This is a genomic window from Gordonia sp. NPDC003504, assembly GCF_053587995.1.
The window spans coordinates 105,695-128,316 of record NZ_JBSFPC010000006.1 but is presented as its reverse complement, the minus strand read 5'-3'; the positions used below and the strand labels follow the sequence as shown (position 1 = coordinate 128,316).

The 22,622-nt window shown below is 67.3% G+C and carries 17 protein-coding genes and 1 pseudogene; 12 read left to right on the top strand and 6 right to left on the bottom strand.

The genetic code is table 11. The features are described 5' to 3' along the window. The first annotated feature begins 1 nt into the window (after position 1). On the top strand, positions 2-1,096 hold the full coding sequence (locus ACWDPV_RS13500; RefSeq protein WP_449743379.1) for an aminotransferase class V-fold PLP-dependent enzyme: 1,095 nt from the start codon (positions 2-4) through the stop codon (positions 1,094-1,096). Positions 1,097-1,124: 28 nt separating this feature from the next. Here the strand turns inward: ACWDPV_RS13500 and ACWDPV_RS13495 are convergent, their stop codons facing one another. Then, positions 1,125-2,588 (bottom strand): CCA tRNA nucleotidyltransferase, encoded by a 1,464-nt coding sequence (locus ACWDPV_RS13495; RefSeq protein WP_449743378.1) that lies wholly within the window; start codon positions 2,586-2,588, stop codon positions 1,125-1,127. Between the two features lie 208 nt (positions 2,589-2,796). On the opposite strand from ACWDPV_RS13495, the gene ACWDPV_RS13490 reads away from it, so the two are divergent. From ACWDPV_RS13490 to ACWDPV_RS13470, 5 genes and pseudogenes are all read left to right on the top strand, one after another. After that, positions 2,797-4,014 carry an NUDIX domain-containing protein gene (locus ACWDPV_RS13490; RefSeq protein ID WP_449743479.1) on the top strand — a complete coding sequence of 406 codons (1,218 nt, stop codon included), beginning with the start codon at positions 2,797-2,799 and terminating at the stop codon, positions 4,012-4,014. Beyond that, entirely contained in the window at positions 4,007-6,793 is a 2,787-nt protein-coding gene (locus ACWDPV_RS13485) for a DUF6049 family protein (protein WP_449743377.1), read from the top strand. Before ACWDPV_RS13490 ends, ACWDPV_RS13485 begins: the two co-directional genes overlap by 8 nt. Before the next feature lie 27 nt (positions 6,794-6,820). After that, positions 6,821-10,810 carry a lipid II flippase MurJ gene (locus ACWDPV_RS13480; RefSeq protein ID WP_449743376.1) on the top strand — a complete coding sequence of 1,330 codons (3,990 nt, stop codon included), beginning with the start codon at positions 6,821-6,823 and terminating at the stop codon, positions 10,808-10,810. A 13-nt stretch (positions 10,811-10,823) separates the two neighbouring features. Next, positions 10,824-12,186 (top strand): annotated as a pseudogene (locus ACWDPV_RS13475) (MFS transporter). Continuing rightward, positions 12,183-13,682: a pyridoxal phosphate-dependent decarboxylase family protein gene (locus tag ACWDPV_RS13470; RefSeq protein WP_449743375.1), complete on the top strand. Its 1,500-nt coding sequence runs from the start codon at positions 12,183-12,185 to the stop codon at positions 13,680-13,682. The pseudogene ACWDPV_RS13475 and the gene ACWDPV_RS13470 overlap by 4 nt, the downstream one beginning before the upstream one ends. Before the next feature lie 30 nt (positions 13,683-13,712). Here the strand turns inward: ACWDPV_RS13470 and ACWDPV_RS13465 are convergent, their stop codons facing one another. Then, positions 13,713-14,297: an LGFP repeat-containing protein gene (locus ACWDPV_RS13465; protein WP_449743374.1), complete on the bottom strand. Its 585-nt coding sequence runs from the start codon at positions 14,295-14,297 to the stop codon at positions 13,713-13,715. 189 nt (positions 14,298-14,486) lie between these two features. After that, positions 14,487-15,437: a sterol desaturase family protein gene (locus tag ACWDPV_RS13460; RefSeq protein ID WP_449743373.1), complete on the bottom strand. Its 951-nt coding sequence runs from the start codon at positions 15,435-15,437 to the stop codon at positions 14,487-14,489. Positions 15,438-15,558: 121 nt separating this feature from the next. Here ACWDPV_RS13460 and ACWDPV_RS13455 point away from each other — a divergent pair, with 121 nt between their 5' ends. Genes ACWDPV_RS13455 through ACWDPV_RS13445 form a run of 3 tightly spaced genes read left to right on the top strand, consistent with a single transcriptional unit; the run spans position 15,559 to position 17,117 of the window. After that, positions 15,559-16,254, top strand: a complete 696-nt coding sequence (locus ACWDPV_RS13455; protein WP_449743372.1) for a TetR/AcrR family transcriptional regulator — start codon at positions 15,559-15,561, stop codon at positions 16,252-16,254. Between the two features lie 7 nt (positions 16,255-16,261). Then, positions 16,262-16,690, top strand: a complete 429-nt coding sequence (locus ACWDPV_RS13450) for a PPOX class F420-dependent oxidoreductase (RefSeq protein WP_449743371.1) — start codon at positions 16,262-16,264, stop codon at positions 16,688-16,690. 52 nt (positions 16,691-16,742) lie between these two features. Continuing rightward, positions 16,743-17,117: a histone-like nucleoid-structuring protein Lsr2 gene (locus tag ACWDPV_RS13445; protein WP_449743370.1), complete on the top strand. Its 375-nt coding sequence runs from the start codon at positions 16,743-16,745 to the stop codon at positions 17,115-17,117. Positions 17,118-17,169: 52 nt separating this feature from the next. Here the strand turns inward: ACWDPV_RS13445 and ACWDPV_RS13440 are convergent, their stop codons facing one another. The 3 genes from ACWDPV_RS13440 to ACWDPV_RS13430 all read right to left on the bottom strand — a co-directional run bounded on the left by ACWDPV_RS13440 (position 17,170) and on the right by ACWDPV_RS13430 (position 19,365). Then, complete coding sequence (locus tag ACWDPV_RS13440) at positions 17,170-17,298, bottom strand: hypothetical protein (RefSeq protein WP_449743369.1); 129 nt, start codon at positions 17,296-17,298, stop codon at positions 17,170-17,172. Positions 17,299-17,502: 204 nt separating this feature from the next. Continuing rightward, positions 17,503-18,066 carry a hypothetical protein gene (locus tag ACWDPV_RS13435; protein ID WP_449743368.1) on the bottom strand — a complete coding sequence of 188 codons (564 nt, stop codon included), beginning with the start codon at positions 18,064-18,066 and terminating at the stop codon, positions 17,503-17,505. 807 nt (positions 18,067-18,873) lie between these two features. Further along, a complete protein-coding gene (locus ACWDPV_RS13430) occupies positions 18,874-19,365 on the bottom strand; it encodes a hypothetical protein (protein WP_449743367.1) in 492 nt (163 codons plus the stop codon). A gap of 612 nt (positions 19,366-19,977) precedes the next feature. Here ACWDPV_RS13430 and sigM point away from each other — a divergent pair. From sigM to trxB, 3 genes are all read left to right on the top strand, one after another. Next, complete coding sequence (gene sigM / locus ACWDPV_RS13425; RefSeq protein ID WP_449743366.1) at positions 19,978-20,553, top strand: RNA polymerase sigma factor SigM; 576 nt, start codon at positions 19,978-19,980, stop codon at positions 20,551-20,553. A gap of 127 nt (positions 20,554-20,680) precedes the next feature. Next, positions 20,681-21,445 carry an anti-sigma factor family protein gene (locus tag ACWDPV_RS13420; RefSeq protein WP_449743365.1) on the top strand — a complete coding sequence of 255 codons (765 nt, stop codon included), beginning with the start codon at positions 20,681-20,683 and terminating at the stop codon, positions 21,443-21,445. 170 nt (positions 21,446-21,615) lie between these two features. Beyond that, complete coding sequence (gene trxB / locus ACWDPV_RS13415; protein WP_449743364.1) at positions 21,616-22,611, top strand: thioredoxin-disulfide reductase; 996 nt, start codon at positions 21,616-21,618, stop codon at positions 22,609-22,611. Positions 22,612-22,622: the final 11 nt, after the last annotated feature.

Here is a 22,622-nt window from a genome sequence, read left to right as displayed (position 1 = left end):
TATGTATGTCAGCGTTCTCGGTGAACCGTTCCACCGGGCACGTCTCAACCCGGCACTCACCCACCTGGATTCGGCCTCGGCGGGGCGCTCGTCCAACGCCGTCATCGGGACCATCTCGGCGCATCTGTGGCGCGAGGCCGAACGCGGCTCCTACGTGGCCGCCGATGACCGAGCTGACGAATTCGCTCGTGACACAAGGGATCTCGCGGCGATCATCGGTCACACCGCCGACGAGATCATCTTCCGGGAGAGCGCTCGGGCGGCGCTGCGGGCGATGCTCAACGGCTGGAGCCTGCCCGTCTCATCGACGGTGTGGGTCACCAAGAACGAATTCGGACCCAACCTGGTGGAGTTCGAACGACGCGGATACGCGGTGCGGCCGCTGCCCGACGGCGACGTCTACGGCCACGTCGACCTCGACGCCATGGAGAACATGCTGCAGTTCGAGCAGCCCGACTTCATCCACGTCTGTCACATCGGGTCGATGTCGGGGGTGGTGCAGCCGGTGGCGCGCATCGTCGAGATCGCCCACGCCGCACACGTTCCCGTCGTCGTCGACATGGCCCAGTCGGTCGGGCACGTCCCGACGGTCACCGGCGCCGACATCGTCTACGGCACCAGCCGCAAATGGCTCACCGGACCACGCGGCGTCGGATTCCTGGCCGTGCGCCGCGACTCGCTGCGCACCGTCGACATCGAGAGCTCCGAGGCATTCCTGGCCGGCCGCCTCGGGCTCGGCGTCGCCATCGCCGAACTCGCCCAGGTCGGTCAGCAACGCGTCTACCGGGAACTCGCCGCGATCGGCCGCGCCACCCGGGAGCGACTCGACGGCATCGGCAGCTGGGAGATCCTCGAACCCGTCGACGAGCCGTCGGCGCTGGTCACGCTCGCGCCGCCACCGGGCTGGCAGCCCGCGGACCTGCGTGCGGCCCGCGACCGCTTGTTCGACGACCTTGGGATTCTGGTGACCGCCGCCGACTCGTGGCGCGCGCCGCTCGCCGGCGATCAGTCGGTGCTGCGAATCAGCCCGCACCTCGACCTGCGTCGCGAAGACCTCGACCGCCTCGCCGACGCGCTGCGCACGATGGGGTACTGACAGGCCGCCATCGGAGGACGGGCGCCGCTCAGGACTGCCCGTTCTCCGCCCACCACGCCCGCAGCGCGTCCTCCGCCTCCTGGTGGGTGAGCGGACCCCGATCCAGACGCAGTTCCTTGAGATACCGCCACGCCTTGCCGACCAGCGGTCCCGGCGGCACGCCGAGGATCTCCATGATCGCGTTGCCGTCGAGGTCCGGGCGCACCCGGGCGAGATCCTCGGCCGCACGCAGCTGCTCGATCCGCGCCTCGAGGTCGTCGTAGTTGGACTGCAGCCGCCGGGCCCGGCGCTTGTTGCGCGTCGTGCAGTCGGCCCGGACCAGCTTGTGCAACCGCTCCAGCAGCGGCCCGGCGTCGGTGACGTACCGCCGCACCGCCGAATCGGTCCAGGTGCCGTCGCCATAGCCGTGGAACCGCAGGTGCAGGAACACCAGATTCGCGACGTCCTCCACCACGGCCTTCGGATACTTCAGCGCGCGCATCCGCTTGCGGACCATCTTGGCGCCGACCACCTCGTGGTGATGGAAGCTGACGCCGCCGTTCGGTTCGTGACGACGCGTCGCCGGCTTGCCGATGTCGTGCAGCAGTGCCGCCCACCGCAAGACGAGATCGGGATCGCCGTCCTCGAGATCGATGGCCTGCCGCAACACCGTCAACGAGTGCTGATAGACGTCCTTGTGCTGGTGGTGTTCGTCGATCGTCAACTGCATCCCGGGTACCTCGGGCAGGATGCGTTGCGCCAGGCCGGTCGACACCATCAGTTCGATCGCCTCGATCGGGTGCTCCCCGGTGATCATCTTGTCCAGCTCGGCACGGATGCGTTCGGCGGTGATCCGCTCGATCTGCTCGGACATCTCGGTGATCGCGCCGGCGACCCGCGGCGCCACCCGGAATCCGAGCTGCGAGACGAACCGCACCGCGCGCAGCATCCGCAGCGGATCGTCGTCGAAGGACTCCTGCGGGGTCGCGGGGGTGTCGATCACCCCGGCCAGCGCCGCCGACAACCCATCCAGCGGATCGTGGAACTCCTCGGCGCCGCCACGCCCGATCCGCACCGCCATCGCGTTGATGGTGAAGTCGCGCCGCACCAGGTCGTCGTCGATCGACGATCCGAAGGTCACCACCGGGTTGCGTCCGACGCGGTCGTACTTGTCCGCGCGGTACGTGGTGATCTCGAGGATCAGGTCGTTGCGTCGTGCGCTCACGGTGCCGAATTCGATCCCGGCATCCCACAACGCGTCGGCCCAGCCGCGAAGCAGCTCCTGGACCTGCTCGGGGCGGGCATCGGTGGTGAAATCCAGGTCGGTACCGAGCCTGCCGAGCACCGCATCCCGTACGGATCCGCCGACGAGATACAGCTCGTGGCCGGCGTCGGCGAACATGGTGCCCAGCGGCTCGGTGATGTCCGACAGACCGCGCAACGAGATCGCCGCCGCGGCCAGGAGCCGGGTCCGGCGCTCGGCGGTGTCCGGGTCATCACTGCGCTGCGTCACGGCACGCCAGCCTACCGGCCACCGTCGACACCCGATCGGTACCGGCACCATGTGGGCAAACAGCAGGTGACCAGCCGCTAGCATCGAAGGCGTGTCCCCCGATCCGCCCACCGACCCCCGAGACGCCTCCGGCGACGTCGGCGCTGGTCGTGGACCCCACATCGACGGTGGACACCATCGCACCGGAGCAGCCACCCCGGAAACCTCCATGGATCCGCACCCGGCCCGTGGCACCCCCGGACAGGGTCGCCGCCGCCCACGGCGCGGCCGGCGGCGTCGCCGCTCCCCCGAACCCCGCGCCACCGCCGACACACACGCCCCGGCCGACACGCCCGACACCAACGCCGAGGTCCGGCGGCCATCACCGGCCGATCTGGCCGGTCGGACCCGCCGCCCACACGGTGGCGCGGCGAGTGACACCCCTACCGACACCCCGGTGAACGGATCGCCGACCGCCACGAATTCGACCATCAACGGTCACCCCGGCCCCCACCCCCCCGAGCCGCCCACCGAGCGGGCCGCAGCCCACAAGTCACCGAAACCCGGCGACCGGCGGGTCACGCCCGGTGAGAAGCGGGCAAAACCCGGCGACATGCGGGCAAAACCCGGTGACAAACGGAACCCGGCCCCCGGGGACGCCGCCGCGAAGAGCGCTGCCCGGGTGTCCGGGCCGAAGCCGTCGGACATGGCGGCGGTGATGACGGCCAAGATCACCAAGACCGGCCTGAGTCAGGACGCCTCGGCACCGACCGCGGTCACCCCGACCACCCGCAATCGTCGACGTGGCAGCAAACGACCCGAGAAGGGCGAGCGGCTGCGCACGGTCCGCGAGACCTCCGCCGGCGGCCTGGTGATCTCCGACCTCGATCTTCCCGTCGAGGAGCTGGCGGCCGCGCTGATCGGCCGCGTCGACCGTCGCGGCCGGATGATGTGGTCGCTGCCCAAGGGCCACATCGAAACCGGTGAGACCGCCGAGCAGACCGCCGTTCGCGAGGTCGCCGAGGAGACCGGTATCCAGGGCACCGTGGTCGCGCCACTGGGCAAGATCGACTATTGGTTCGTCAGCGAGGGCCGACGCATCCACAAGACGGTGCATCACTATCTGCTGCGCAGCGTCGGCGGGGAATTGTCCGACGAGGATTACGAGGTCAGCGAGGTCGCGTGGGTGCCATTGCACGAGCTTCCGCGCCGCCTGACGTACTCTGACGAGCGTCGACTGGCCCGGATGGCCCGCGGTGTCATCGCCGACCTGACGGGGGATCCCGACCGGATGGCCGAGTCCGAGGCGCAGAGCAGTCGGACAGAACCCAACGCATATGAGAGAGCCGCAGCCGCCCGCAATCAGCGCCGAAATGAGCCGCCGCCCCCGGCCCGCTCGCGTCGGCGTCGCAGGCGTCCCCGCCGCCCGGCTGCCGGTGATGGCTGACCCACCACCACGTCGTCGCCGTCGGAACGTCATTGCCAACCGTGCGTGGGTGCGACTCTTCGTGGTCGCCGCCGTCGCCACGCTGACGATGTTGTGTGCCGCGCCGGCCGCCGCCGCACCGCAGCCATCGGCCACCCCCACCGACACCGCATCCACAAACACCACGTCGGCCGATACCGACGGCGACGCCGGGCCGAACCGTTTCGCGCGTATATCCATCGATTCGCTGACGCCGTCGATGGTGACCAGCAGCTCGGGATCCACGGTGAGCGTCACCGGGCAGGTCACCAACACCAGCAGCCGGACCCTACGCGACCTGGGCATTCGCCTCGAGCGCGGGGATGCGGTGACCACGGCCGATGGGCTGCGTACCTCGCTGGCCGTCGAGCACCCGCCGGTGTCGGCGGCCACCGCGTTCACACCGCTGGGCTCCGGTGAACTCGACCCGGGACAAAAGGTGTCGTTCTCGATGTCGGTCCCGCTGTCCGGCGACAACGGCCTGGACATCTCCGAGCGCGGCGTCTACCCCCTGCAACTCAACGTCAACGGGATGCCCGACTACGGCGGGGTGGCGCAGGTCGCCGGATCGCGAACCCTGCTGCCGGTGCTGTCGCTGCCCCCCGACGCCGACCGCGCGTCGTCCTACCTCGATCCGATCACCAGCGGCGGTGCAACGACCGTCCCCGGCCTCGGTTCGGACGGCTCGATCTCGGCGAACACCTCGGCGCCGTCACGGTTCACCATGCTGTGGCCGCTTGCCGCGCCCCCACAACTCGCACCCGGCGTGCTCGGCGGCAACACCGAGCCGGTCCGCCTGATCAGCGAGAACCTCGCCCACTCCCTCGGTGACGGCGGTCGGCTACACGCCCTTCTCGAACCACTGCAACAGCTGGTCGCCGCCACCGCGCCGAACGCCGGTGACGGTTCAGGGGGTGACGGTTCAGGGGGTGACGGATCAGGGGATGACGGTTCAGGGGCTTCGGACACGAGTGCGGACACACCGTCTCCGACGGCATCGTCGTCCACCTCCGCTCCGGCCCCGGTGCCGGCGGGCTCCGACCTGACCCGCGCCATGTGTCTGGGAATCGACCCGGATCTGCTGGTCACGGTGCGTGCGATGTCACTGGGCTATGTCGTGTCCACCGATCCGTCGGACCCGATGGCCTCGACCGTCCCGGGAACCGGGCAGGCCGACGCGGCCGGCTGGCTCGACGAGCTGCGCGGCATCGCGCAACACATGTGCGTGGTGGCGCTGCCCTTCGCGGGCGTCGACCTGAGGGCGCTCGCGACGGTCAAGAACACCGGCCTCACCGCCGCGGCACTCGACTCCCCCGCCGACATCGTCGACGCCATCCTCGATGTCACCAGCATGCGCGGGTTGACCATCCCGGCGCTCGGCGCGATCGACACCACCGGCGCAGGTGTGCTCACCTCAACCGACCACACCGCCGCACTCACCTCGGCGGCCAACGTGGCCCCGCAACGGGCCGTCGACACCGGCGCCTACCGCATCGGTGATCTGTCGGCGCAGACCTACGACGAGCCGGTGACCGCGGCGCTGGCCGGCCTGGGCAGCCGACCACGCACACCGGCCATCACACCGGCCGATCAGGTCGTCGACCTCGCGGACGAATCCCCGCTGAGTCGGCGTCAGGCCGGTGTCGCCGCCCTGGCGTTCGCCGCGATCGCCGCACCCGACGACGACGCCGAGGACGCCCTCACGTCCCGGACCGCGGCGTCGGACCTGCCCACCACCGGCCGATCCCAGCTCATCGTCCCGTCCCTGTACTGGTCGCCGACCAACGAGGACGCCGACGCCCTGCTGTCGACCGCGACCGTCCTGCTCGGGGCCAGGACCGCCACCGCCACACCGCTGACCGACGTCGTGGCCACCGTCAACGCAGCGGCCACCTCGGCGCGACTGACGCCGCCCGACGGCGTCACCGTGGCCTCGGTGTCGGTGCCGGTACCGGCGGCGACGGCCACCGCGATCGGCGAGCAGGCCGATCTGACGTGGCGACTGCAGGGTTCCCTGCTCAACTCCGCCGACGTGCAGACCAGCCCGGAAACCTACCTGGCACCGCTGCGCGAAGATCAGTTGCGCGCGATGACCACTCCCGGCGAGCGGGGTTCGTCCACCCGTGATCGGCTCATCCAGACCCGATCGGAGTCGACGGCCGCCATCGACGAGACTTTGCGGCGGATGCAGTCGGCCGTGGCGATCCTCGATCCCGGCGGCCGCTACACCCTGGCCTCCGAACGCAGCCCCCTGCTGCTGGTGGTCCGCAACGACCTCGCCCTGCCGATCCGGGTGAACATCACCACCACGGCCCCCTCCGACCTCGACATCGGCGACCTCGGCACCATCGAGATCCCCGCCCGCGGTACCCGGCAGATCCAGCTGCCCACCCGGGCCAACTCGTCGGAGGCAGTCACCGTGACCATCGCCCTGTCGACGGTCACCGGCGTCTCGCTGGGATCCCCGATCACGCTGTCGGTACACGCCAATGCCTACGGCAAGGCGCTGTTCATCGTCACGATCATCGCCGGTGCCGCCCTGATCCTGCTGACCGCACGTCGTCTCTGGCATCGGTTCCGAGGCAAGCCCGACCCCGCCGACGCCGACCGCCCCGAACCCGACGAGATCGAGCGACTGCTGGCGGCAACGACCTACCAACAACGGCGACGTACTCTGCAGAGCGAGGAAGACCACCGCGAGGCCGAGCCGGCGCATCACCCGTCGACCGATGATCCGCAGGACAGCACCACTGAGAAGTGACCACCACGAAATGACGAAGGCAGGGGTATGAGCGATCGAGGACCGGACGACGTTCCCCGTCGCGCCGCACCCCGTCGCATCCCGCCGAATCCTTCCGGTGGCGTTCCGCCGCGACGCGTTCCCCCCTCCCGTGTTCCACCCGGCGGCCGTATCCCCCCCGATCGGGTCCCACCCGACCGTTCACCCGCCGGTCCCACTCCCCTCGCCGGACCTCTCGCCGACGCCCCGCCGATCTCCGGGCGCCGGGGTACCGCGGTGGGCGCCGCGGCAACCCCGACGCCGTCGGAGCCCACCCACGGCCGACACGAACGCACCGCCCGGTCGGCTCCTGCCGGTGGCACGGTGACGGCCGACGCCCCATCCACCGACAGCAACGACAGCAACGAGCCGCACCAGCTGGCTCGGGACTCCGACTCGAGCATCATGCGGACCAGCGGCTCGATCGCGCTGGCCACTCTGGCCAGCCGCATCACCGGTTTCGTCCGTACCGTGCTGGTGCTGGCGATGCTGGGCCCGGCGATCGCGTCGGCGTTCCAGGCCGCCTACGTGCTGCCCAACATGATCGCCGAGGTCGTGCTCGGTGCCGTGCTCACCGCGATCGTCATCCCGGTGCTGGTGCGCGCAGAGGCCGAGGACGACGACGGCGGACGCGGCTTCATCAACCGAATCTTCACGCTCACCGTCGTCACGCTCGGTGTCGCGACCGTCATCGCGCTGATCGCCGCGCCGTTGCTGACCCTGCTCAACGTCGGCGATGGAGACGTCAATCGCCCGCTGACCACGGCCTTGGCGTATCTGCTGCTCCCGGAGATCCTGTTCTACGGACTTTCCGCGCTGTTCATCGCGATCCTGAACATGAGGGGCTTCTTCAAGCCCGGCGCGTGGGCTCCGGTGCTCAACAACATCGTGCAGATCGCCACCCTGGTGATCTACGCGCTGATGCCCGGCGAGATCTCGCTGAATCCGGTGCGGATGACCGATCCGCAGCTGCTGGTCCTCGGCATCGGCACCACGCTGGGCGTCGTCATGCAGGTGGCGATCCTGGTGCCGTGGCTCCGTCGCGCGGGTGTGCGCCTGGCCTGGAAGTGGGGCCTGGACGCCCGCCTGCGACGGTTCGGCAACATGGCCGTCGCGATCGTCGGGTACGTGGCTGTGCTGCAGGTCGGTCTCGTCGTCACCTATCGGATCGCCGCTCACGCCGACGCTTCCGGCATCTCGGTGTACGCCACGCACTGGCAGTTGCTGCAACTGCCCTACGGGGTGCTGGGTGTGACGATTCTGACGGCGATCATGCCGCGGCTCTCGCGCAACGCCGCCGCCGAGGACACCCAGTCCGTGGTCGACGATCTCTCGCTGGCCACCCGTCTGACGATGGTGGCGTTGGTACCGGTCGTCGCCTACATGACATTCTTCGGACCGGCGATCGGCATCGCCGTCTTCAACTTCGGGAGGTTCGACGCCGCGGTCGCCTCCCAGCTGGGCTCCACCCTGGCGTGGGGTGCCTTCACCCTCATCCCTTACGCGATGACGCTGGTGCAACTACGCGTGTTCTACGCCCGCGAGGACGCCTGGACCCCGACGGTGATGGTGCTGGGTATCACGGTGGTGAAGGTCGCCTCGTCGTATCTGGGTCCGGTGCTGTTCAGCGACCCCGACCTGGTGGTGCGCTGGCTGGCGCTGTCCAACGGACTCGGCTACCTCGTCGGCGCGATCGTCGGGCACTACCTGCTGCAGAATCGGCTGGCCACCGATCAGCGCGCGATCGGCAAGGAACCGTTGCGACCCACCCTCGGTTCCGCCTGGACGACGGCGGTGACGCTGGTCATCTCCGTCGCCCTGGCATTCGTCATCTGGCTGATCTCGGAGCTGTCCGGACTCCATCTGGCCACCCAGCACGGCAAGATCGGCTCGATCGCCTACCTGTTCTTCACCGCGGTGATCGTGCTGGGCGTGATCTACGCCGGGCTGGCCGCCGCCGGGGTGCCCGACGTCGTCGCGATCCTGACGGCGGTGCAACGGATGGCCGGCCGCTTCATCCCGGCGCTGGCACCGAAGGGCACACCCGAACCCGAATCCGCGGCCACCATCACGGTTCAGTTTCCGCGGATTACCGGGGACGAACCCCTCCCGTACTCTGGTCAGGTACAGGTCGTGAGGCGTTTCGACCGCGGATCCGCCACGTGGCAGTCGTATTCGGTGCACACCGGTGGCGCTGCCGGCAACACCGGCGTCACCCCGTGGTCACCACCGCAACGACCACCGGACATGCGCTATCGGAGAAGAGGAGTCCGCCGCGTGAACGAGAGCGGAGTCGATACCGGCCCTGAGCGCCCGACCACCCCGAGCACCGACGGCGATACTCCGGGTCCGGCTGCGCCGCACTCCGCGTCGGCCACGCCGAAGGCAGCGCCGACGCCGAACGCCGCGCCCACCCCCAATCCGGATCAGGCCGACCCGATCCGTGCACCGCGTCGTCGGGGACCTCGTCTCGTTCCGGGTGCCGCGGTCGCCGGCGGACGCTACCGTCTGCTCGAATCCCACGGTGGCACGCGTGGTCTGCAGTTCTGGAAGGCGCAGGACATCAACCTCGACCGCGAGGTCGGTCTCACCTTCGTCGACGCCGAGCAACTCGCACCGCCACCCGAGAAGGGGTCGCCGACGAAGGCCGCCGACACCGGCCCGCAGGCGGTGCTGACGCGTACGCTGCGGCTCGGGCAGATCTCGTCGGCGGGTGTGGCGCGGGTACTCGACGTGGTCCGCGGTTCTTCGGGCGGCATCGTCGTCGCCGAATGGGTGCAGGGTTCCTCCCTCGCCGAGGTCGCCGGCACCCATCCGTCGCCGATCGGCGCGGCCCGCGCGGTCCGTGCCCTCGCGGCGGCCGCCGAGGCCGCTCACCGCTCCGGTGGGGCGTTGTCGATCGACCATCCCGACCGCATCCGCATCAGTACCGACGGCAACGCCGTGCTCGCCTTCCCGGGCACCCTCGCCGGTGACGATCAGGCCTCCGACGTGCGCGGACTCGGTGCCGTCCTCTACGCCCTGCTGCTGGCGCGCTGGCCGTTGGACCCCGAGACCGGTTCCCGGCCGATCACCACCAAGGACTCGACGACACCGGTCGCCGGTCTGGCCGTCGCCTCCCCGTCGGCAGACGGCAGTGGTCCCATCGAACCGCGTGAGGTCGATCCGGACATCCCGTTCGAGATCTCCGCGGTGGCCGCGCGGGCGCTGTCGGGAACCCGCGGCATCCGCACCGCGGCCACGGTGCAGCATGTGCTCGATCAGGCGACCGTCGTCGATCTGAAGACCGACATGTTGCCCGCGGTCACCGACTCCGACGAACCACCCGTCAGCATGGCACCGCCCGGGCGCATCGGTTCCGATCAACCCGACCGGCGCAGCCGCAACCTGCCCCTCCTGGTCGGCGCGGCGCTGCTGGTCGTCTTCGTGATCGTCGCCCTGGTCGTGTGGATCACCGGAGTCTTCGGATCCGGCGACTCGCAGACCGACATCAACGAGTTCCTGTCCACCACACCGTCGCAATCGGCGCCCGCAGCACCGGGCGCGGCTCCGGCCGAGGGTGCCATCACGCCGAGGTCGGCCACGCTCGTCGATTTCTCCTCGCAGTCCGGTGACAATCCGGGACAGGCACCGAACGTCATCACCGGGGCATCCGGCGGGTGGCGTTCGGATCCGAATTATCAGACCGCCGACTTCGGCAGTCTCAAGGACGGTCTCGGGCTGATGTTCGATCTCGGCTCCCCGCAGGCGGTCAAGACGGTCACCATCGCCACCACGACGCCGGGCTTCGACGTGGAGTTGCGCACCGCCACCAGCGCCGACGCCACCCTCGCCGAGACGACCCGCGTCGGTCAGGGCACCGTCGACCAATCGAGCACCACCCTGACGATCACCAATCCGCGGGAGGCCCGCTACCTGCTGGTGTGGATCACGTCGCTGCCGTCGAGCGGCTCCAACGGCTATCAGGTGCAGGTCTCCAAGATCACGATGACGAGCTGATACGGAACGCCGCGTGACACGGCTGTCGCATGCCACCGTGGCACGGTACGGCGTCGGGTCGCTCGGTACCGGTGGCTTCGCCACGCTGCCCGGCCTCGTCCTGATCTACTACCTCACCGACACCCTCGGCGTCGGTGCCGCGGTCGCCGGGATCATCGTGGCGGCGGCCAAGATCTGGGATGTCGCCATCGATCCGGGGATCGGCGCGTTCGCCGACCATCGCGCCGCGCGCAGCGGTTCACGTCGGGGTGTGATGACAATCGGCGCACTGCTGTTGCCGGTCTTCTTCACCCTGACGTTCGCTGCTCCCGCCGGCCTGCCGACCGGCGTCGACGCGCTCTGGGTTGCACTCGCCTTCCTTTTGGCGGCAACGAGTTTCAGCCTCTTCCAGGTTCCCTACATCGCTGCCGGCCGAACTGACCGACCGCTACGACGAGCGCACCCGACTGCTCACGGTGCGGGTGGTGGTGCTGTCGGTGGCGATCCTCGCGTTCGGTGCGGGTGGACCGGCGCTGCGCGAGGTGGGTGGCTCCCCCACCGTCGGCTACCTGCTGATGGCAGTCGTCGCCGGAGTGCTCATCGGCGTCGCGATGCTGATCGCGGCGCGTGCCGCCGACGCGGCGCGACCTCCGGCGTCACCGGACGACACCTCCTCCCTCACTGAGGGGTACCGAACCGGCTGGGCGGTACTGCGTCGCAGTGCGCCGCTGCGAACACTGTTGGCCGCGTTCATGCTTCAAGGTCTGGCCACCGGTCTGATGCTCGCCGGGGCCCAGTACATCGCGACCTGGGTACTGGACTCCGAGGCCGCCATCTCCGGACTGTTCGCGGCGCTGATCGCCCCGGCAGTGGTGTTCGCACCGCTCTGGGGTGGATTCGCGCGCCACGTCGGCAAGGAGGTCGGATTCGCCACGGCCACGGCCGTTTTCACGCTGGCCACGCTCGCGCTGGCCTGCCTGTGGATCGCGCCGGGCTGGTGGGTGTATCCGGTGATCGGGGTTGCCGGGGCGGCGTATGCGGGGATGCAGTCGCTACCGATGGCGATGTTGCCGGATGTGATCAGCTACGACGGCAGCTCGTCGGGGCGTTCGAGTGCCGGTGTCATCGGCGGGGTGTGGACGGCGGGGGAGACCACCGGGATGGCGTTGGGTGCGGTGCTCTTCACCGTCCTCCTGACGGTGGGCGGGTACATCTCCTCGGACGCGGATTCGTCGGTCACCCAACCCGGGTCGGCGGTATCGGCCATGGTGGCGGGTTTCAGTGTGGTGCCGGCCGCGCTCGCCCTGATCAGCCTGGGGTTTGTCATCCGTTACCCGTTGCGGCGCAGCGACATCGACTCCACGCCGCCACCATCGAGCACCGAGGGGGCTCCATGACCTCACCGGGTACCGGAGGTCGGATCGACGACATTGCGCACCGACTCGATTCGCTGCGCGCCGACGACGCGCCCACGCACGGCGGCCACGTCCTATCCTATGTGTACGACTCCGGTGTGGCCGAACTCGACGATGTCGCCCGGCGGGCCGCCGCCGCGGTGTCGGGCGTCAACGGTCTCGATCCGACGACCTTCCCGTCGGTCGCCCGGATGGAGCACGACGTCATCGAGTTCGCGGCGTCGCTGGTGCACGGGGATCAGGCGGTGGGCCTGGTGACCAGCGGTGGTACCGAAAGCTGTTTACTGGCAGTCAAATCGGCCCGCGATCGGTGGCGGAAGGCGAATCCCGACACCGACGGACCTCCTGTCCTGCTGGCGCCGGTCTCGGTGCACGCCGCCTTCCACAAGGCGGCGCACTACTTCGATCTCGACCTCGATCTGGTCCCAGTCGACGCGCAGGGAGCGGTCCGTGCCGCCGATCTCGTCGGGCGGTTCTCCCCGCGCACCGCGATCGTCGTGGTGTCGGCGCCGAATTACCCGTACGGCACCCTTGACCCGGTTGCCGAGGTCGCTCCCGCGGCGGCCGCGGCCGGGATCGCCTGCCATGTCGACTCCTGCATCGGCGGCTGGGTGCTGCCGTTCTGGGAGACGTCGGCGGATTCGGCGGAGATGCTGCCGCCCTGGGACTTTCGGGTTCCCGGCGTCACCAGTGTCTCGATGGACGCCCACAAGTACGGGTTCGCCCCCAAGGGTGCCTCGGTGCTGCTGTTCGCCGACCGGGACACCAAACGCGCCGCGGGATTCGCCACCGTACGGTGGCCCGGCTATCCGGTCGTGAATCCGACGATGCTCGGCAGCCGGTCGGTGACCTCGCTGGCCGCGGCGTGGGCGATCATCGCCTACCTACGCCCGGAATCGGGCACCGGCGTAGGTTTTTCCGCGCTCACCGCTCGTACGCGCAGCGCCACGGAGGCTGTGCGAGCCTGCGTCGCGGGGATCCGGGGTCTGTCTGTCGTCGGTGACCCGGTCGGTCCGCTCTTTGCGGTTCGGTCGGATACCGCGGTGCCACAAGCTGATCGGGTGGATCCTCATCTGTGGGCCGATCAGGTCCGTGGCCTGGGGTGGGTGCTGCAGCCGCAACCCGGTCTCGGCTCCGACCATCCGCACACCACTCATCTCACCGTCACCCCCGTCACCGCCGATGTGGTCGACGACCTGTGTGCCGCCTTGGTCACCGGTGCCGACGCCGTGCGGGGTGCGCCACCGGTGGACCTGTCGGAGATCGTGACGGCGATACCGCAACTGGGGTGCAGTGGTGCACTCGATTCGGTTGCGGCCCACGATGTTCTGGCGACGCTCGGCCTGGGCAGTGGGGGAGCAGGGTCGGTGGCACTGCCCGATCAGCTAGCGCCGGTGATGGCGTTGCTGGAGGTCATCGAGCCGGAGCGTGCCGAATCCCTTCTCGCCGAGCTGATCGCGCGGCTCAACGAGGACTGACTGCTGTGGCGTACCCGTCGATCCGCGGGATCAGCTCGGAGTCACCGTTACGCGTCCGTTGATGAAGGTGATGGTGCCGTGATCATAGGTCTGACGCAGGCCCCCGTCGGTACGGGTCTCGTCACTGGTCGGATATCCGAGTTCACCGTTCTCGTGGTTGTGCTCACCCCAGGCGTCACCGATCATTCCGTGCACCGCGAAGACCTTGCCACTCTGCGGGTTCTGGTACAAGGACCCGTTCTGCAGGGTGATGAACGAACCGCCGGTCGGCAGCGTCACCACCGGTCCGAGGGGCTTGCCGAGGTAGCCTTGCGGTCCACCGCGCTCGCCGTAGGACGCGGCGATGGCCTCATTGTCGATGGTGATGTTCGCACCGTCGGCCGTGGTCAGCGGAGTGGAGGTGGTGATGTTGGTGGGTGTCGCCATTGCGGTCGTCGATTCGCCGGACATGCCCGTCATCCCCGCCATGTCATCTGAGGCCATTGTGCTCATCGTTTCCGATGACGCGGCGGTGGAGTCGTCGTCGGACGAGCAGGCGGTGCCGACGAGCCCGACCGCCGCCACCGCGGCGACCGTGCACAGCGTGCGCTTGGCGATTGCTCCGTCAATGATCATGCAGAACCCTCTTTTCGGATGTGGACGTGGGTCGGGCCACGCCGACGGCATCCACCGGAATCGGTGGTGCGAGCTCGAGGGGCGAGACATCGGTGGTGGACGTAGCAGACCGTGGCGCCGCTCGTTCGCCGGGACGTGACGAACGGTCGGGCTCCCCCCACAAACTCAGGGAGACTTTAGCATGGCGAACTATATTGTGCGTGGTTCCGCCGAGAGTCCGGGTTCCGTTGATCCGACAGACACCTGCCGTCCGGGGCGGCTGATGTCACGTGACACCGCCGGAGCCCAGCCGGGCGGACCGAAGACATATCCCAGTCGGGCCCGCCAGTGGTCCGCGCGGCGCACGTCGCGGGCAATGGCGGCGTACTCGTGGGTCTGCAGCGTCCATATGTTGTAGGTGCCCACTGGTTTGGTGAGACCGTAGTGCGGCCGGTGGGTTTCGGCAGCAAAGGAACGGAAAATCTTGTCCCACAGGATGAAGACGCCGGCGTAGTTCTTGTCGAGGTAGTCCGGATCGCTGCCGTGATGGACTCGATGATGCGACGGCGTGTTGAAGACGAACTCGATCGGTCGCCACATCCGATCGATATGCTCGGTGTGAATCCAGAACTGGTAGACAAGATTCATCCCGTAGCACGCGAAGACGACGGCCGGCGGAATCCCGAGGAAGGGCAGTGGTAGCCACATCACCAGTGCCGCACTGATATTCCACTTCTGACGGAGAGCTGTCGCGAAGTTGAAGTACTGGCTGGAGTGATGCGCCTGGTGGGTCGCCCAGACCAGGCGCACCCGGTGGGAGATCCGGTGGTTCCAGTAGTAGAGGACATCGACGCCGATGAACCCGATGACCCAGGTGTACCAGGCCGTCATCGGCAACTGCCACGGCGCGAGGTAGGCGAAGATGGCCGTGTAGACCAGCAGACCGGCCAGTTTCCAGGCGGCGCTGGTGGCGATGGACACCAATCCCATCGAGATGCTGGCGGTCGCGTCCCGACGTTCGTACGCGCCGGATGGCGCGCGGCCGTCGTCGTCGTGATCCTCGAGTTTCCACGCGGCGATCCACTCCAGGAGCAACAACGCGAGGAAGAAGGGCACCGCGAGCAGCGTGGGCTCATGCATGGGGGCGGGTAGCAGATCCATCGGCATTCCTTCCTTCCACTATCTGACACAGCCTCGTGTCAGATAGGTATGTGACATGGTAGCGTGTCAGATGCTCGCCTGTCCACGATTCGTCGGCGGCTCTATCGGTGAGGGAGACGACATGCCCGGTGCACGAACAACCACCGAGGGGCGGCGATACGGCGGCGCCGACGCCGACGAGCGGCGTGAACGGCGGCGCGCCACACTCATTGAGGCCGGGCTCGATCTGTTCGGGGAGGTCGGGTATCCGCATGTGTCGGTGAAACGTCTCTGCGAGCGGGCCGGCCTCACCCAGCGGTACTTCTACGAGTCCTTCGCCGACCGCTCCGCGTTACTCATCGCGGTGTACGACCACTGCGTCGAGATCGCGCGGTCGGCGACCGTTACGGCCGCCGATGTCTACCTCACCGGGCCCGATGGCGTCGCGCCCGCCGAGGTTCCGGCCGCCGCGCGTGCGGCCCTCGGGGCCTTCATGGACGCGATCGCCTGCGACCCGCGACGGGCTCGCGTCATGCTGGTGGAGGTGGTCGGCGTCGACCCGGAGGTCGAATCCACTCGTCTGCGCGCCATTCACGAGTGGGCAAATCTCGTTCTCGCGCTGGCGATGGGGGAGAGAGCGGTGAGCATTCCGCAGCGTCTGGCCGCGATCGGCCTCGTCGGTGCCGTCACCCAGCTCCTGGTCGACTGGTATTTCACCTCCATCGCCGCCGATCCCGTCGATATCGGCACCACCACCGATGTCGGTCTCGATACCGTCCTCGACGTCAGCGTCGAAATGTTCATCGCGACCCACGCCCGGTTGCTGCAACAGGCATGATGGTGACATGTCGAATTCTGAATTGACCGATGACGTGATCGACTTTCTCACCGCCGGTACGCGGACCGGCAAAGTGGGTTTTGTGGCACGCGACGGACGGGCACTTGTCGCACCGATCTGGTTTATCGTCGACGACGGTCAGCTCGTCTTCAACACCGGTTCGTCGACCGCGAAAGGTCGCGCACTGCAACGTGATCCGCGGATGACTCTGCTCGTCGACGATGAACGGCCGCCCTTTTCGTTTGTTCAGGTGCAGGGCGTGGCGACGGTGGGTGACGATTCCGACGATTTACTGGATACCGCAACGCGTATCGCCGAACGCTACATGGGTCCCGAGTTGGCGGGTCAGTACGGACGTCGCAATGCGGTTCCGGGCGAGTTGGTGGTGCGGTTGACGCCCACCAAGGTTATTGCGCATTTTGCCGTTGCGGACTGAATCGGGGGCGCGGCGTCCCCGGCATGGGGGACCCGTAGGTTATCCTCTGCTCGTGGCAAAGAAACAGATTGTGTCGATCATCGACGACATCGACGGCCGTGAGCTCGATATCGACGAGGCACACACCATTTCCTGGTCGTGGTCGGGCGTTGACTATCAACTCGACGTATCTGAGGCCAACCTCGATAAAATCGAGAACGGTCGCGTCCCGGTGTCGAAGCTGCTCGAGGTGTCCACCCGGACCGGCGGTCGGCGACAGTCCACCGCACCACGCGTCACCGCTCCCGCCGCAAGTCCGTCCACCAACGGCAAGGGCGGCGCGGATACCAAGACGATTCGGGAATGGGCTCGCGAGGCGGGTTACGAAGTGCCGCTTCGTGGTCGGCTCCCCAAGGAGATCGTCGACGCATACGACGAGGCGCACTAGAACCACCGGACCGAGGCGTTCGGCGGCGGGTTGAGCCGTGCAGTCGAGGACGTCAATGATCCGCGTCGATGGCGGGCACCACGGTGGCGGCGTCATCGACGCCGAACGACTGCAGCGGTGCGGCGAACTCCACCAGCATCCCAACGTGTCGATTCAGTGCGGTGAATCGCTGTGGGTCCACCGCTGTGAATCCAGCAGATCCACGTCGAGTTGATCGGCGCGTCCACCGAGCACCTGTTGCAAACAACCACTGAGACCCCCGTGCACCACGCAGAGCGGCTCCGGCGGACGCCGACGCGACGTCGGGCCGCAGCGCGCGGATCACGCCGGTGGTTGCGGCACGCAGTACTTTCTGCGTGACTGTGGGGTCGTCGTAATGGGGTGGCTACTGAATCTCGGGCCACCGCAGCCCGAGCGCCGACAGCCACGTTTCGAACGGGCTACCGACGATTCCCAAGAGGCCGGCCACCGGGGACGGATCCTGCTCCAGCGCAAGGAAAGCTGAAGCGTCCGCGTCATAGAGGTCGGCGGCAGCTGCCGCCGCATCCGGCCCGGTCACCATCATCTCGATGGCTCCCGGGGCCGGTTCGGAGTCCGGGTCATGCACATGGGCGCGGTACACGCACTGCGCGCCGTCGGCGTTCAGGCGCCACACCGAGAACATCACCCCGTACTCGTCGAGGTCCTCACACAGCGCCGCACGCCCGTCGCCGATGCCGGCGAAGAACTGCGCCTCACGGCTGTTGGGCAACATCCGCTCCGCCACCACCGACACCCGAGCCGCTCCGTCGCCCGAGGTGACTTCCGACGCAAATCCGTCGAACGGATCGAACCCCCACTGCTGAGGATCCCAATCCTCGCCGAGCGCGGCGCGAGACTGGGCCACCACCCGCTCGGCGTCATCGACATTTGCGACATCGGCAATCAACGCGAACCCGTACGTACTCACAGCGACTCCATTCGCCCGTCTCACACCAACGGCGTCGGAAAGATCAATGGCTGCACCATATCTGGTGATGCACCCAGCTTCGCCAGACTGGCGTCACGAGGACGTGAGATCAGATCCTCCACACCCGGGCGATCACCGCCGCGCAACACCTCGAGCATCTCGGCAAAGAACACTTCGCTGTCGGGCTGGCACCATTCTGGTTCACCAACGAATCATCAAGCACCCACTGCACGTCCTCGATCAAACCCGCAGTCGGCTTCGCCGAACACACCACCCGCAGGATCACCAACATCTGACGGGACTTCCCCGTGAACAAATCCAGCTGGCCACTCTTGACGTCCCTTGCCAGCACCTTCTCCCAGTCGGCGAGATACGACCTGATGTCGACAACCGGGTCCAGCGCAAACCTCGGAACCACCTCGGCGAACTCAGCAATGCCCGTTTCAGAGATGAGTCCGTCCGTCGTCCGAATCCGCTCTTCCCCCGGAAAAAAACGAAGCGGTCTCCGTTCACGCCTGAATCACCGACCAGCGTGGGCGGCAAGGGCCGGCCCAGGAACGCGGAATAGGCGAACACCCGACCCAGAGTGGTCGGCTCATACCCGATGTAGAGCACCCACCACTCGATACCGGTCCGCATCAACACCGTCCGCCGACCGGTCCCGACAACCCGCCACTGCGGCCCGAGTCGCACGGCCGCCGACGTGATCATCGTCCGCCACGCTGTCGCACTCATCGCCATTCGACTGATGTCACTCCCTTGCTCCACGCGGTATCGATAATCCGCGAACATCGGTTGCTCGGACCATCAAATGGGCTCTTCCGAGAGTGTTCCCAGCGGAATAGTCGGTGGCCGCCCCTGATCTGTCCACTCTTCAAAAGAGCTTCCCGCGCGAGCGAACATCCACGCTATCTCGGTACCGGTGCGCCGTACAACGGCAATGCCTGACAAATCGATAGGGTCAATGAACGTTTCACGAAACGGCAGGTCGACTACAGGGACAACCCCCGCACCATCGTCGCGAGGTAGGGCGACCCATAAGCCCTCGTACGCAACCCGAAAACATTCGCCGATGTAGTAGACAAATCGCATTGTCCGCGCCGTCGAAGAATCGGTTCTCCAGAATTCAGATTCGTCATTGAAAGTGTCCAAGAGCGATTTCTCAACAAATCCGATCGATTCCGGAGAGTACAATTCCACCCGAAGTTCGGGGACGTCATCGGTGGTAAACACCAAAGGAACAGCCGCCTCTTGCATTTTCAACCACGAGATGAATCGCGCGTCACTCTGGGCGTCCATGAAACGCCGCGTACTCCGAATCTGGACGTAGTCGAAGCTGGCTCCCACGCTAAACAAACCCCCTGCAAGTCTGGCGACGACCGCGCACTTCCGCCGGACTGCCCTCGGCACGGCGGCGACGTCACCCACGAAAATGATCAAGGCGTCTCCGCAGTTCACGTCGCAGGATCATTAACTCGTCATCCGTCTGATCTGGCGTCCTCCAAGTGGTGCCCACCGGATGCTCTGGATGATTCCGGTGGCCTTCACCGTTGAAGGTCTCTCTCCCTGCGGGACAAGCCAATTCCTACAAGGGCTTCCCCGTGGCCATGATCCAGCTTGGCGAGAACTCCTCTGCGGAGAATCGCCTGGTGGTCAACTCCACCTCCGAAAGAGGCTTTGCCATCTCTCGGAAATCCCCTTACTTCTGGCGCATCGATCTCGTCGGTCAGTGGCCCGACATACGGGCACGACAATCCTTCCACCCCCAACCAACGGATATTCAGTAAGAACAATTGGTGATGAACGATCTCACAGACTCGTGTTCAGTACAACCCCACACCCACCTCACTTCTCCACAACCACCCCCCAACACCACCACCACCCACCCGACACCCCACTACCCTGACCACCATGCCCGGGGGAGCCAGACAACACAGCGACACACGCACCGACGAACAACTCCTCACCGCCCACACCCACGGCGACCCAACAGCATTCACCACCCTCATCACCCGCCACCAGAACTACCTCTGGCGCATCGCCGTACGCACCACCGGCAACCCCCACGACGCCGCCGACGCACTCCAAGAAGCACTCATCGCCGCACACCGGACAGCGGCAGCATTCCGCGGTGAGGCACGAGTCACGTCATGGCTGCACCGCATCGTCGTGAATGCCTCGCTGGATCGCATGCGCCGCAACGCAAGTCAACGAACTATTTCTCTCTCCGAGCCAGACAACTATCCTCTGGCCGGCAGCGCCGACGAGTACGGTCGTGTCGAACTGACTCTCGCCATCGAGGACGCGCTCGACCAGCTGCCCGCGAATCAACGGGCCGCGGTCATCGCCATCGACATCGAGGGGTACACGATGGACGAAGCATCGCAGATCCTCGGTGTACCGGTCGGCACTCTCAAGAGCCGAAGTGCTCGAGGGCGCTATCGCCTGGCCGACCTCCTCGGCTACCTCAGGGGCGCCGACAGTTGATTTCAGAAATCTGGACACGGAGGGAACCGCGGGGCCCACGCGTGCGTCCAATCAGCAATATGGACTACACCGGGGAGACAGCCATGCCGACCGCGTCGACCGACGCGAACCATCCAAGGAGGCGACGATGACCGAGGATTCATCACGCTTCCCCTCACCGCCCTATGACCCGGAACTGCTCGCCGAGTTCCACGCCGGGAACCTCGACGCCGCCACGACGGCGCACGTTCGCGCGCATATCGCCGAGGACGCGGATGCCCAGGCCACGCTTGTGGCCCTGGGGCGGGTCCGTGACGAACTGCGCGCCCTGGGCGACACCGAAGATGCTGTGGACAACGACGTCGACGCCCCGCCACCGGATTGGGTCCGTGCACGCACTCAAGAGACTCTTGCTGCAATCGCCGCGGAGACCACCCTGCACCCGGCCATGAGAGGCCCGGAAACAAGAAGGCGGCGAGGTGCCGGGCCACGCACCTACGCCATCCTCGCTGCGGCCGCGATCCTCATCGTCGGGGTCGTGGCTGCGGTGCTTGTGCTTCGGCCCTCGCAGCCCACCGGCTCCGTGGAGGCGCAGCCAAGCGCGCCGTCGTCGAGCCTCTCTGTTCCCGCACCGCCCGCCGCCCTGGATGGCGCAGCGGCACTGTCGGTCCTGGGCCGCACCGACGGTTCGCCGTTCGCCTCAACAGATGCACTTCGACGATGCACCGCTGCCAACGGCATCCCCGCGTCGACACCGGTCCTGGGCTCCGGACCGGTGACCGTCGACGGCACACAACAGGTGGTGATCCTCCTCGGCACCGGTGTCGCCGGTCGTTTCCTCGCGCTGGTGGTCGGACCCGATTGCGACACCGGCAATCCGGAAACCGTCTCGCGTACCACGATCGGAGGATGACCCGGGCCCACGTCGTCCGTCGAGTGGGGGAGCCACGACGCCCGCACCCCCGGTGCCCGCGCTGACAGGGAACACTTCCGCATACCCTTGTGTTGAAAGCCGGTACACGCACCCCTGCGACCAGGGAATTTTTTGGCTGCAGGTGATGTGAAACGAGCACGGAGGACGAAGTGACCCAGTCAGACACCCAGCAGATCCACGAACTGATCATCATCGGATCAGGTCCTGCGGGATACACCGCGGCGGTGTACGCAGCACGTGCGGAACTCGCCCCGATCGTCTTCGAGGGAACCCAGTTCGGCGGCGCCCTGATGACCACCACCGAGGTGGAGAACTTCCCCGGCTTCCAGAACGGAATCCAGGGCCCGGCCCTGATGGACGAGATGCGTGAGCAGGCCATCCGGTTTGGCGCCGACCTGCGGATGGAGGACGTCGAGGAAGTTCGCCTGCAGGGAAAGGTCAAGGAGGTCGTGGCCTCCGGCGAAACCTACCGGGCGCACGCGGTGATCTTGGCGATGGGTGCCGCGGCCCGCTACCTGGGGATCACCGGTGAGCAGGAGCTGCTCGGCCGAGGAGTCTCGGCGTGCGCGACCTGCGACGGCTTCTTCTTCAAGGATCAGGATATCGCCGTCATCGGCGGCGGCGACTCCGCGATGGAGGAGGCGACCTTCCTCACCAAGTTCGCGCGCAGCGTCACCCTGATCCACCGACGCGAGGAGTTCCGGGCGTCCAAGATCATGCTCGAGCGGGCCCGCGCCAACGACAAGATCCGCTTCGTCACCAACTCCGCGGTCAAATCGGTGATCGGCAACGGCTCGGTGACCGGCCTCGAACTGATCGACACCCGCTCCGGCGACACCGAGACCGTCGACGTGACCGGCATGTTCGTCGCCATCGGCCACGACCCGCGCAGTGAACTCGTGCGCGGTCAGATCGACCTCGACTCCGACGGATACGTGCAGGTCCAGGGCCGGACCACCTATACCTCGATACCCGGCGTCTTCGCCGCCGGCGACCTCGTCGACCACACATACCGCCAGGCGATCACCGCCGCCGGCAGTGGCTGCGCCGCGGCCATCGACGCCGAACGGTGGCTCGCCGAGCAGGGTGACATCGAACCCACGCCGATCGAGGGCGACGTGGTCGTCGTCGAGGCACACAGCTGACACTCCAGACC

What these genes read in the sequence shown, in the direction of transcription:
- ACWDPV_RS13465 (WP_449743374.1), bottom strand. Translation starts at nt 14,297, where the DNA reads ATGATCATTGACGGAGCAATCGCCAAGCGCACGCTGTGCACGGTCGCC.
- ACWDPV_RS13430 (WP_449743367.1), bottom strand. Translation starts at nt 19,365, where the DNA reads ATGGACGCCCAGAGTGACGCGCGATTCATCTCGTGGTTGAAAATGCAA.
- ACWDPV_RS13470 (WP_449743375.1), top strand. Translation starts at nt 12,183, where the DNA reads ATGACCTCACCGGGTACCGGAGGTCGGATCGACGACATTGCGCACCGA.
- ACWDPV_RS13450 (WP_449743371.1), top strand. Translation starts at nt 16,262, where the DNA reads ATGTCGAATTCTGAATTGACCGATGACGTGATCGACTTTCTCACCGCC.
- ACWDPV_RS13485 (WP_449743377.1), top strand. Translation starts at nt 4,007, where the DNA reads ATGGCTGACCCACCACCACGTCGTCGCCGTCGGAACGTCATTGCCAAC.
- sigM (WP_449743366.1), top strand. Translation starts at nt 19,978, where the DNA reads ATGCCCGGGGGAGCCAGACAACACAGCGACACACGCACCGACGAACAA.
- ACWDPV_RS13500 (WP_449743379.1), top strand. Translation starts at nt 2, where the DNA reads ATGTATGTCAGCGTTCTCGGTGAACCGTTCCACCGGGCACGTCTCAAC.
- ACWDPV_RS13490 (WP_449743479.1), top strand. Translation starts at nt 2,797, where the DNA reads ATGGATCCGCACCCGGCCCGTGGCACCCCCGGACAGGGTCGCCGCCGC.
- ACWDPV_RS13420 (WP_449743365.1), top strand. Translation starts at nt 20,681, where the DNA reads ATGACCGAGGATTCATCACGCTTCCCCTCACCGCCCTATGACCCGGAA.
- ACWDPV_RS13460 (WP_449743373.1), bottom strand. Translation starts at nt 15,437, where the DNA reads ATGGATCTGCTACCCGCCCCCATGCATGAGCCCACGCTGCTCGCGGTG.
- ACWDPV_RS13480 (WP_449743376.1), top strand. Translation starts at nt 6,821, where the DNA reads ATGAGCGATCGAGGACCGGACGACGTTCCCCGTCGCGCCGCACCCCGT.
- ACWDPV_RS13455 (WP_449743372.1), top strand. Translation starts at nt 15,559, where the DNA reads ATGCCCGGTGCACGAACAACCACCGAGGGGCGGCGATACGGCGGCGCC.